This window comes from Streptomyces sp. rh34 (assembly GCF_002551245.1).
Lineage (GTDB): Bacteria > Actinomycetota > Actinomycetes > Streptomycetales > Streptomycetaceae > Streptomyces.
Genome location: NZ_NTGZ01000249.1, coordinates 1 through 10,905, shown reverse-complemented (window position 1 = coordinate 10,905; position 10,905 = coordinate 1). Strand labels below are relative to the sequence as shown.

Annotated in this window: 8 protein-coding genes and 1 pseudogene; 3 read left to right on the top strand and 6 right to left on the bottom strand. The window is 72.9% G+C overall.

What is annotated here, in order from left to right:
* Positions 1–21: 21 nt before the first annotated feature.
* Positions 22–1,365: pseudogene (locus CR470_RS30735) on the top strand (outer membrane protein assembly factor BamB family protein); the annotation flags it as partial.
* 158 nt (positions 1,366–1,523) lie between these two features.
* Positions 1,524–2,837 carry a C40 family peptidase gene (locus CR470_RS30730; protein WP_257138968.1) on the top strand — a complete coding sequence of 438 codons (1,314 nt, stop codon included), beginning with the start codon at positions 1,524–1,526 and terminating at the stop codon, positions 2,835–2,837.
* Positions 2,838–2,908: 71 nt separating this feature from the next.
* Here CR470_RS30730 and CR470_RS30725 read toward each other — a convergent pair whose 3' ends face one another.
* The 5 genes from CR470_RS30725 to CR470_RS30705 are packed head-to-tail and all read right to left on the bottom strand — an operon-like array spanning position 2,909 to position 9,006.
* Positions 2,909–4,144 (bottom strand): styrene monooxygenase/indole monooxygenase family protein, encoded by a 1,236-nt coding sequence (locus CR470_RS30725; protein WP_097870759.1) that lies wholly within the window; start codon positions 4,142–4,144, stop codon positions 2,909–2,911.
* 57 nt (positions 4,145–4,201) lie between these two features.
* Positions 4,202–4,852 carry a GTP-binding protein gene (locus CR470_RS30720; RefSeq protein WP_050360430.1) on the bottom strand — a complete coding sequence of 217 codons (651 nt, stop codon included), beginning with the start codon at positions 4,850–4,852 and terminating at the stop codon, positions 4,202–4,204.
* On the bottom strand, positions 4,833–5,249 hold the full coding sequence (locus CR470_RS30715) for a DUF742 domain-containing protein (protein ID WP_097870758.1): 417 nt from the start codon (positions 5,247–5,249) through the stop codon (positions 4,833–4,835). The genes CR470_RS30720 and CR470_RS30715 overlap by 20 nt, the downstream gene beginning before the upstream one ends.
* A complete protein-coding gene (locus tag CR470_RS30710) occupies positions 5,246–5,737 on the bottom strand; it encodes a roadblock/LC7 domain-containing protein (RefSeq protein ID WP_097870757.1) in 492 nt (163 codons plus the stop codon). Before CR470_RS30710 ends, CR470_RS30715 begins: the two co-directional genes overlap by 4 nt.
* Entirely contained in the window at positions 5,734–9,006 is a 3,273-nt protein-coding gene (locus CR470_RS30705) for a sensor histidine kinase (RefSeq protein ID WP_097870756.1), read from the bottom strand. The genes CR470_RS30710 and CR470_RS30705 overlap by 4 nt, the downstream gene beginning before the upstream one ends.
* Positions 9,007–9,369: 363 nt before the next feature.
* Here CR470_RS30705 and CR470_RS30700 point away from each other — a divergent pair, with 363 nt between their 5' ends.
* Positions 9,370–10,164 carry a hypothetical protein gene (locus CR470_RS30700; protein ID WP_097870755.1) on the top strand — a complete coding sequence of 265 codons (795 nt, stop codon included), beginning with the start codon at positions 9,370–9,372 and terminating at the stop codon, positions 10,162–10,164.
* Positions 10,165–10,263: 99 nt separating this feature from the next.
* Here CR470_RS30700 and CR470_RS30695 read toward each other — a convergent pair whose 3' ends face one another.
* Positions 10,264–10,746: a MarR family winged helix-turn-helix transcriptional regulator gene (locus CR470_RS30695; RefSeq protein ID WP_097870754.1), complete on the bottom strand. Its 483-nt coding sequence runs from the start codon at positions 10,744–10,746 to the stop codon at positions 10,264–10,266.
* Positions 10,747–10,905: the final 159 nt, after the last annotated feature.

Genomic DNA, 10,905 nt, shown 5'->3' with positions numbered 1-10,905 from the left:
AGATGTGTATAAGAGACAGCCCCCGCACCGGCCCCGGCGCCCGACTCCGCCGCGAGCCGCCGGACCCTGCTGACCATCGCGGCGGCGGCCGTCGGCGGGCTGATCGTGGGCGGCGGTTCGGTCGCCGCTCTCGGGTCCGGGGACACCGCGGTGGCGACGGACGACAAGCCCGCGCCGAAGCCCCGCCGCACGCTCCCCGGGCAGCCCCCCGAGCCGCGCTGGATCTACACGCACCCGGCCTCCGAGTCGGCCCCGCTCACCACCGCCGTATGGCGGGACAAACTCCTCGTGGTGACCAGCGAGAGCCAGGCCAGCGCCGTGGACCTGCGCACCGGCAAGCGGCTGTGGCAGCGCGCGGACGCGGCGAAGGGGCAGGCCGCGCTGGCTGCGGGCGCCGATCTGGTCTTCGTGGCGAGCCCGACGGAGTTCCTGTGGCTGTCGCCGAAGAACGGCAAGGTCGTGCACCGCGTGCGCTACACGGACGCCTTCGGCGACCTGCCGGGCCTCACTCTCGGGCGGCTGGCCGGGAATTCCGGGCCGGTCATCCGGTTCACCGGTTCGCACACGGTCACCGTGAAGGCGCCGAAGCCGAAGAAGGGCAAGAAGAAGGGCAAGGACAAGGAGGTCGTCCAGGCCTACTTCTTCGCGTACGACATCGTGCAGCGCAAGGAGTTGTGGCGGACTCCCGTGCCCGCGGGCCGCGCCCCGGGCACCCCGGCCTACCGGGTGGTCGTGGAACGCTCCGCCGACGTCCTCGTACGGCAGGACGCGGTCAGCCTGACGGCGGCCGAGACCAAGGCGGCCAAGGGGAAGGGCTCCATCCGCTCGTTCGACCAGGAGACCGGCAAGCTGCTGTGGATCAAGCAGTACGGGGCGGCCTCCCCCGAGGCGGCCACCTCGGGCGACGAGGACGGGTCGTTGTACGCGGCGGTCGGCAAGGACCTCCAGGCCTTCGAGGCGGACACGGCGAAGCCGCTGTGGCGCGTCGAGGGCAGCGACGGCTCGGTGTTCGGCACCCCGCTGGTCGCCGGGCCACTGATCCACACCACCGAGCGCAGCCGGCTGGTCGGCGCGGTGGACCGGGAGAGCGGCCGGCTCGTGTGGCGGCGCTCCACGGAGGTGCCGGGCGTCGGGGACGCCCCGTCGCTCACGCTCAGCGGCAGCGAGAAGACTCTGCTCGCCGCCGACGCCGTCCAGGTCACGGCGTTCTCGGCGGCCGACGGCGAACGGCTGTGGAAGTTCCAGGACATCGGGTCGGCCGATCCGAAGGGGGCGACGGTGAGCGCGTCGTACCGGGTGCTCGCCGCCGGGGAGACCGTCGTCGTCCAGCGGGACAGGTCCTTCTACGCCTTCCCCGTGGCCTGAGACCCGGCCCCTTTCCTCACCACCGCCGTCCGGGGGGTCCCCGGACGGCGCGCCGCTCGGTGCTTGCATCACCTGACACCACGTGACCGGATTATCGGATTCGCCCATTTATGGACGAGCCCGTAGCCGGGCTACGTCTCCGTCACGGAGGTGATGTCGTGTCAGGCAGACTCCTGCGCGTGGTCTGCACGACCGCGCTGGCCGCGGTGCTCACGGTCTCCCCCGCCACCGCCGCGTCGGCCGAACCGGGCCCCGTACCGTCCGAGGAGCCCTCCGGAACGGCCGATCCGGACGCGGTGGAGGACGCGGTGGAGGACTCGGACGAGTCCGACGCGGCAGAGGCCCCGGACGGGCCCGACGCGGCGGAGGACTCCGGCGGGTCCGACGCGACGGAGGTCGACGCCGAGACCGCCCTCGGTGCCCCCGAGGCGCCCAGGAGCGTCGCCGCCCTGCTGCGCGAGCTGCAGACCCGCTACCAGGCGGCGGAGGAGGCGAGCGAGACGTACAACGCCACCGCGGAGAAACTGAAGCAGCGGACCGCGCGGGTGAAGAAGGTGAACACGGACCTGGCGAAGGCGCGGGCCGCGCTGGAGCTCAGCCGCGGGGACGCCGGCCGGCTGGCCCGGGAGCAGTACCAGGGGCGTACCGAGTTCTCCGCGTACCTCCGGCTGCTGCTGTCCCGTGATCCCCTGCGGGCCCTGGACCAGAGCCACGTCGTGCGGCGGCTGGCCGCGAACCGCGCGGCGACGGTGGACCGGCTGACCGACGACGCGCGGCGGGCCGACGCGCTGGCCGCCGCCTCCCGCAAGGCGCTGGAGCAGCAGAAGGTTCTGGCCGGCCGGCAGAAGAAGCAGCGTGACGCCGTGCGCGGCAGGCTGAAGGAGGTCGAGGGGCTGCTGGCCACGCTCTCCGAGGAGCAGATGACCCAGCTCGCCGGTCTCGAACAGCGGGGCGTGGACGAGGCCCAGCGCGAGCTGGTGGCCTCCGGGGCGCTCAGCTCCGCCCGGCCGCCCACCCGGCAGGGCGGCGACGCCGTCGCGTACGCGGTCCGGCAGATCGGCAAGCCGTACGTGTGGGGGGCCGAGGGCCCCGATTCCTTCGACTGCTCCGGTCTCACGTCCCAGGCCTGGTCGGCGGCGGGGCGGACGATCCCGCGCACCTCGCAGGAGCAGTGGAAGCAGCTCCCGAAGGTGCCCGTCTCCGCGCTGCGCCCGGGGGATCTGGTGATCTACTTCCCGAAGGCGACCCACGTGGCGCTGTACATCGGCAACGGCCTGGTGGTGCAGGCACCGCGCCCCGGCACGAAGGTCAAGGTCTCACCGCTGGCGTCGAACCCGCTGCTGGGTGCCGTCCGGCCCGACCCCGGCGGCGCCCCGCTGTCCTCGTACACGCCCCCGGAGCTGCCCGAGGGGGCGCGCGACGGCGCGGACACCGGGTACGGCACGGAGGCCGCTCCGGACGCCACCCCGTAGACCGGTACGGACAGACCTCGGCGGCCGGACCGACGGTGCGGGTCCGGCCGCCGAAGCGGTGGGTGGGCCGCTCAGGCTCCGGTGAGCGAGGCCAGGTAGGCGTTCGTCTTCTCCGGCTCGTAGAAGAAGTTCTCGAAGTCCGCCGGGTCGTTGAACCCGTTGGCGAAGCGGTCCGCGGCGGGCTGGAGCTGACCGGCGGCGCCGATCAGGTTCAGCACGTGCTCCGGCGGGACGCCGAGCATCGCGTTGGTCCACTTCGTGACGTGCTGCGCGGTCTCCCAGTAACGGTCGAACGTGGACTGCATCCACGCCGCGTCGAACTCCTTCTCCCCGTGCTCGATGATCGCGTCCAGGTAGGCGTTCGCGCACTTGGAGGCCGAGTTGGAGCCCTGTCCGGTGATCGGGTCGTTGGCCACGACGACGTCCGCGACGCCGAGGACCAGACCGCCGCCGGGCAGCCGCCCGATCGGCTTGCGGACCGTGGGGGCGTAGCGGCCGGCGAGGGTGCCGTTGGCGTCGGTCAGCTCGACCTTGGTGGCGCGGGCGTACTCCCAGGGCGTGAACCTCTCCATCAGCTCCAGCGTCTTCGCCAGGTGCTCGGAGGGGTCCTTGATGCCCTGGAAGGCGTCCAGCGGTCCGCCCGGGATGCCCTCCCAGAAGAGGATGTCGGCGCGGCCGGAGGTGGTGAGCGTCGGCATCACGAACAGCTCGCCGACGCCCGGCACCAGGTTGCAGCGGACCGCGTCGAACTCCGGGTGCTCGGGGCGCGGGCCCATGCCGTGGACGTAGGCGACGGCCAGCGCGCGTTGCGGGGCGTCGAACGGCGAACGGGCCGCGTCCCGGCCGAACATGGAGACCAGCTCGCCTTTGCCGGCCGAGACCATCACCAGGTCGTAGGTGCGGGAGAAGTAGTCCAGGTCGGAGACGGCGGCGCCGTGGATGACGAGCTGTCCCCCGCGCTGGGCGAAGGTCTCCATCCAGCCGGCCATCTTCACGCGCTGGTCGACCGACTGGGCGAAGCCGTCCAGCTTGCCGACCCAGTCGACGGCGCGGGAGGAGTCGGGGGCGGCGACGGAGACGCCGAGGCCCTCGATCTTCGGGGCCTGGGACTCCCAGAAGTTCAGCTGGTAGTCCCGCTCGTGCTGGAGCGCGGTGTGGAACATGCACTGCGTCGACATGACCCGGCCGGTGCGGATCTCGTCGGCTGTGCGGTTGGACATCAGGGTGACTTCGTAGCCTCTGGACTGCAGCCCCAGGGCCAGCTGGAGCCCGGACTGGCCGGCTCCGACTATGAGTATCTTCCGCATCGCGGCTCTCCGTTGTGTGTGATCCAGCGCTCCGCCGCTCCGTGCGGAGCCGCCGGGCTATGCGGGGGTGGCGTCGAGAGCATGGCCCACGAGGGCCAGGAGCGACTCGACGACCGTGATCCTGTTACGCGCGTCCATGATCACTATCGGGACCTGCGGGGGTACGGTCAGGGCCTCCCTGACGTCCTCCGCCTCGTAACCGGGCGTCCCCTCGAAGTGGTTGACGGCCACGATGTACGGCAGCCCGCAGCTCTCGAAGTAGTCGAGCGCGGGGAAGCAGTCCTCCAGCCGCCGGGTGTCGGCGAGGACGACCGCGCCGATCGCCCCGCGCACCAGGTCGTCCCACATGAACCAGAAGCGCTGCTGACCCGGGGTGCCGAAGACGTACAGGACGAGGTCGTCCTCCAGCGTGAGCCGGCCGAAGTCCATGGCCACGGTGGTCGTGGTCTTCTCGGGCGTCGCGGAGAGGTCGTCGGTCTCCTCGCTGGCCTGGGTCATCAGCGCTTCGGTCTGCAGCGGCGTGATCTCGGAGACCGAGCCGACGAACGTCGTTTTGCCGACGCCGAATCCGCCCGCCACCACGATCTTGGTGGCGGTGGGCGCGCGGGTGTGGTCGAGCTGCCAGGCCTGGAGGGACTCCTCGGCCTGTTCCCGGGGCCCCGGCTGGCGCGGGGCGAAGAGCGGCGCCTCAGAGACGGCGGAGTCCATTGAGCACCCTTTCGAGCAGTGCGCGGTCGGGCTGGCCGGCACCGTGACCGGTTCCGTACACGCGGATCTTTCCCTGGTCGGCCAGGTCGCTGAGCAGCACCCGGACGACTCCGAGCGGCATCTTCAACAGGGCCGAGACCTCCGCGACCGTACGCATCCGGCGGCAGAGTTCGACGATGGCCCGGAGCTCCGGCATCACGCGCGAGGCGAGGTTGCCGTTGGTGAGCTCCCGGCGCTCGTCGGGTGCTTCGAGGGCCGCGACGAACGTCTCGACCAGCAGGACGTGCCCGAAGCGGGTGCGACCGCCGGTGAGGGAGTACGGGCGGACCCGGGCGGGGCGTTTGTCCGCCCCTCGGACGGGGAGTCGGGGGGCGGGTTCCGCGGCGGCGGTGGTCACAGGGCGCTCTCCATCGATGTGCGCAGCTCACTGCGGAGTTCGGGGGTGAGTACGTGTCCGGCCCGGCCGACGAAGAGGGCCATGTGGTAGGCGACGACGCTCATGTCGCAGTCCGGGGTGGCGTGGACGCCGAGGAGGGAGCCGTCGCTGATCGACATGACGAAGACGCTGCCCTCGTCCATGGCGACCATCGTCTGCTTGACGCCGCCGCCGTCCATCAGCTTCGCGGCTCCGACGGTCAGCGAACCGATGCCGGAGACGATCGTGGCCAGGTCGGCGCTGGAACCCCTGGGCCCGTCCGGCTTCCCGGCGGCCGGTCCGGCCGCCTTCGCGGTCAGATGGCCGGGGTCGGAGGAGAGCAGCATCAGGCCGTCGGACGAGACGACGGTGACCGAGCGGACCCCTGGCACCTCCTCCACGAGATTGCTCAGCAACCAGTGAAGGTTCCGGGCTTCGGTACTCAGCCCGAATGTGCTGGGCGCAGTCAACTGCGTGCCTCCTCGACTGTGTCCCCCGTCTCTTCGTTCCGGCCCTCCGCCCGGCCGCCGGTCTCGGCGGTCCGTGCGGTCCTTGCGTTCCGTGTGTCCTGTGCGGCCCCTGTGGCGTGTGCGGTGGTGCTCTCGTGCCCCGTACGCCCGGCGGGCACGCCCCCGGGGCCGGCGACGGTGATGCCACCGGTCTCGGCGATCTCCGCCTCGACATCGCGCCGGCCCTCCTTCGCCGCCTGGTGGAAGCTGCCGAGCCGACGGCGCAGGGCATCCCGGTCGAGGCTGCCGGTGCGCCCGGGCGCGGGGGTCGAGTCGGGCCGGACCACCTGGGGGGTGCGCTTGGGCAGCCCCTTGTCGGTGATCCGTCCGGTCTCGGGCCGACGGGGGCCCGGGACGGTGTCGGCGGGGGCGGGTGCGGGTGCGGAGGCCGCTTCGGCGTGGGGCGCGGGGCGGAAAGCGGGCCCGTCCGGGTCCTGGCCCCCCGGGCCGGTCTCGGCCGGGCGCTCATGGCGGTCGGGGCCGATCGCGTACGGGTCGGCGGTGCCCGGCAGGGCCGGGGAGTCCACTGCCGCCGGGGCGTCGGGGGCCGCGGGGGCCACCGGGCCGGCCGGGGGAGGCTTCGGGAGCCGGACCTGCAGGGTGATCTCGGAGTCCGACTCGGCTCCGGAATCGGCCCCGGCATCGGTTCCGGCTCCGGCGTCGGTTCCGGCTTCGGTTCCGCTTTCGGCTTCGGGGGCCGTGCCCGGCTGCCGCGTGTCCGGCTCCCGCGGCGGTACGGCGGTGGCGTCCGGGCCCTCGTCGGGCACCGCGTTCTCGGCTGCGGCGTCCTCGGCCGCTGCCTCCTCGGCCGCCGCGATCTCGGCCGCCGCGTTCTCGCGGATCGTCCGCTCGGCGGCGACGATCAACGGGTCGACGGCGGGCAAGGGCTCGGCGGGCACCTCGGAGGCGTTCCCCGCTTCGGCGTCCGCCGCCACCTCGGGCTCCGGGGTCGGTGCCGGGGCCGGCGTCGGCTCCGCGTCGGCGGGCGTCCCGGGCTCGGGGCCCGAGGGCGGAAGCGCTGAACGGCTGGGCAGGGCGTTGGAGTTCGCCTCCGCCACCGAGCCCGGCAGATTGAGCGTGGGCGCGTCCCCGGGCAACTGCACGGCGGGCGGCGAGGCGGCGGGCAGGGAGTTGGGCAGCAGGGCGCTCGGCAGGACGACGACGGCCGTCACACCACTCCCCTTCTGCTCGCGGAGCTGGACCCGCACTCCGTGCCGGGCGGCCAGCAACGACGTGACCTGGAGGCCCAGTCCGGCCCCGCTCATGTCGATGTGCCGCTCCCCCGGCTCGAACGAGGCCGGGTCGGCCAGCCTGGCATTGAGTTCGCCCATCCGGACCGTCGACATGCCGATGCCCGCGTCCGACACGGAGAGCATCACCTCTCCGCTCTCCAGCAACCAGCCGGACAGCTCGACCTGGGAGTCGGGCGGCGAGAAGGAGGTCGCGTTCTCCAGGAGTTCGGCGAGGAGGTGGCTGAGGTCGTCGGCGGCGAACCCGGCGATCTGGGCGTGCGGCGGCAGGGACTGGATGGTGACCCGCTCGTACCGCTCGATCTCGCTCACGGCCGCGCGCGCCACGTCGACCAGCGGGATGGGCCCGGCGTGGCCGTGGCCGTGCTCGGCGCCCGCGAGGACGAGCATGTTCTCGCTGTGGCGGCGCATGACCGTGGCCATGTGGTCCAGCTTGAACAGGGTGGCCAGGCGTTCCGGGTCCTGCTCGCGCTCCTCCAGGCCCTCGATGACCCCGAGCTGCCGCTCGACCAGTCCGAGCGTGCGCAGGGAGAGGTTGACGAAGGTGTGGTTGACCGTGTTCCTCAGCTGCTCCAGCTGGGTGGTCAGCTCGGCGGCCCGCGTCTGGAGTTCGGCCCGCTGGGCCACGAGGGTCTCGCGGCCCGCGACCAGCTTGGACCGTTCGCCGGTCAGGCTCTCGACGCGTCCGCCGAGGTCCTGGTGCAGGGCGGTGAGCCTGCCGTGCAGGGAGTTCATCGACCGTACGACCTGGGCGAACTCGTCGTTGCGGCCGGTGTAGCGGACCGGTTCGGCGCTCTCGGGGTCCTCGGCGAGGCGCGCGGCGCCGATGCGCAGGACGGCGAGCGGCTGGGTGAGGGTGCGGGCGACGGCGGTGGAGACTCCCACGGCGAGGAGGAAGCAGCCGCCGAGCAGGGCGATGCTCAGTTCGAGGGCGGTGACGTCGTCGTCGCGGAGGCCTTCCAGGTGCTGGACCTGGCCGGCGGTCAGGGCCGACTCGACGCTGCGCATCCGGTCGACGCGGGCGGAGAGCGCGGCCTCCAGCTTCTTCGGGCTGATCCGGCGCTCCGCCTCCGAGAGCTCGGGGCGGTCGGTGAGGCGGGTGAGGTACTTCTCCGCGTCGTTGACCTCGGATCCGGTGACGGTGCCGGAGAGCTTGTCGCGGGCCTCCGGGTCCGCCGCCTGGTCGAAGTCGGCCAGCGCGGCCAGCTCCCGGACACGGGCCTGCTGGGCGGCGGCGCTCAGCTCGTCGCGTTCGCGGTCGGCCCGGGTGCCGCCCTCGTCCTGGGTCGTGACGGGCAGCCCGGTGAAGGGGTCCGTCTCGGCCTCGGGGCTCGGTACGGCGAGCGCGGCGAGGAGGAGCCCGCGGGTGGCGGAGGCCTGTTCGGACGCGCCGCCGAGGGTGAGCGGGGCCCGGGTGGCGTCGGCGGCGCGCGGCGGGGTCCTCTCCGCCAGTTCGGCGGCGATGCCGTGCAGCTTGGCGATGACGTCGGAGTACGCCTGGTGCGCCTCCAGGGCCGAGCCCTTGCCGGTCAGCGCGTCGCGGCGCAGCGAGGAAACCGTCGAGAGGTCGCGGCGCAGGGCCGCGGGGGCCGCCTCGTGGATCTCGTCGATCTGCTGGTCGACGCGGGTGGTGCGGGCGGTGCGGTTCTTGGCGACGCCGTTGTCGTCGGCTTCCTCGTCCCTGCCGTCGGCGATGTACGCGGTGATGGCGTCACGCTCGTCGGCGAGGGAGTGCCCGAGGGTGACCGCTTGCCGGTTCAGCTCCGCGAGCGTGACCAGCCGCTGGGACTCGGTCAGATCGGCGGAGGCCCCGAGCACGGCGGGGGCGCCCGCCGCTATGACGATGACGCCGACGACCGCGACACCGGCGACCAGTCGGCTGCGCACCCGCACGGTCCGCTTGTCCGTGCCGGGCGCCGGAGGCGTCGCCCCGGAACCGTCGCGCGTCGTGCCCTTGCTCCGCGGCCGCTTCATCTGCACCGGTGCTCGCAATCTTGACTCGTCCACCCTTGAAGCAGAGGTGACGCACGGTCACATGGAAGGGCGCCCCGCTCCTGGTACGGCTTCTGACCATTCCAGCGCTTTTGAGAGGGGGGCGCGCATCAACCGCTCCGCCACTCGAAGGAGTGAACATCACTCTTGAGTTGGCGAACAAGTCTCCCCTGGTGCGCCCCTGACCATGCGTGGACCATGGGGTGGAACTTCGGCCCCGCCTTTGGCAGGATGCCCGCCCGCATCGGTCCGGAGCCGCCCCTTCCGCCCTGCGCGCCCGCGTTGACCTGCTGGTACAGGCCATTACCGGCCGCGTGCGGAGAAAGTGAAGGGCTCGTGCAGACTGGCTCCATGCGCATCGAACTCGCCACCGCGCCCGGGAGCTCCGAACGCCCCAACGAGGACTGGGTCTCCGGGGCCCTTCCCGCGTCCGGCCAGGGCGGTGTGCTGGTCCTGCTCGACGGCGTCACCCCACCGCGGGGCGACGACGGTTGTGTGCACTCGGTCCCGTGGTTCACCGCACGGCTGGGCGGCGCGCTGGTGGAACTGTCCGGTTCCCGCCCCGACCTGACCCTGACCGAGGTCCTGGCCGCGGCCATCTCCCGTACAGCCGACACGCATCGAGCCACCTGTGACCTTTCTCACGTGCGTACGCCTCAAGCGACCGTGGTCCTGGCACGCTGGGACGAACACGCGATCGACCACCTGGTGCTCTCCGACTCGGTCCTGCTGCTGGAGTCCCTCGACGGCACGGTCCGGGCGGTCCTCGACGACCGGCTGGACCTGCTGCCGCCGGGCTCGCTCGCCTCGGACGAGATCGCCGATTCCACGGTGCGCAACAAGGAGGGCGGTTTCTTCACCGCCGCCGCCGATCCGTCGGTGGCGGCGCGCGCGGTGACGGGCAGCACCCCGGCGGCCGGCGTCCGGGCCCTCGCCGCGCTCACGGACGGCGCGGCCCGCTGGACGGAGGTGTTCGGTGAGGGCGACTGGACGGATGCGCTGGGGCTGCTGCGGAAGGCGGGGCCGCAGGGCCTGATCGACCGGGTGCGGGAGCTGGAGGGCGCCGACGCGGCGGCCGGGCGCGTACGGCTGCGGCGCGGCAAGACGCACGACGACGCCACCGCGCTTCTGGTGGAGCTGGACTGAGCCGAGCGCGCCGGGCGGCGGTCGACCGGCGCCCGGCGACGGCAATGAAGCGGCTTGCGGCGATCGGGACGGCCCCGGCGGGCGTGACGGCCCCCGTGCTCAGCTCTCGGCGCGGGCGTTCAGCTGGTGCAGGAGCCTGGCCAGTTCGGCGACCTCGGCCCGGTCCCAGTCGGCCAGTTTGCGCACGTAGCGCCCCCGGCGGGCGTCCCGGACGCTGCGGAAGCGGGCCAGGCCGTCATCGGTGAGACGGACGAGCCAGGCCCGCCCGTCGGCCGGGTCGGGTTCGCGGGCCACCAGCCCGAGGTTCTCCAAGGAGTGCAGCTGGCGGCTCATGGTGGCCTTGCCGACGCCGAAGTAGGCGGCCAGTTCGGTGGCCCGCTGCCGGCCAGCCGCCTCCAGGCGGACGAGCAAGCCGTAGGCGGCGGGCTCCAGTTCGGGGTGGACCTCCCGGGCCATATCGCCCGAGGTGGCGCGCGCCCGCCGCAGGAACACGGCCAACTCACGCTCCAGCGCCAGAAATTCGTGGTCCACGCCGCTTCCGTCCGTCGCGCCCGGCTCCGGCTCGCTGTCGATCCCGCGCACGTCAGTACCCCTCGTACGGTTTCCTGCCGATGAAAGTCTCTTCCGCGACCGGTCGACGCCGCAGTTCAGCCAGTATTTCGCAGGAGTGGACCAACGGCGGCAGCCCGCCCCTCCGCGGGCCCCGCCGGGCGGGCGCCGCCGACGCGCGGTGATCCACGC

Excerpts from the sequence above, each read along its gene's own strand:
- CR470_RS30725 (WP_097870759.1), bottom strand. The coding sequence starts at position 4,144 with ATGCGGAAGATACTCATAGTCGGAGCCGGCCAGTCCGGGCTCCAGCTG.
- CR470_RS30720 (WP_050360430.1), bottom strand. The coding sequence starts at position 4,852 with ATGGACTCCGCCGTCTCTGAGGCGCCGCTCTTCGCCCCGCGCCAGCCG.
- CR470_RS30700 (WP_097870755.1), top strand. The coding sequence starts at position 9,370 with ATGCGCATCGAACTCGCCACCGCGCCCGGGAGCTCCGAACGCCCCAAC.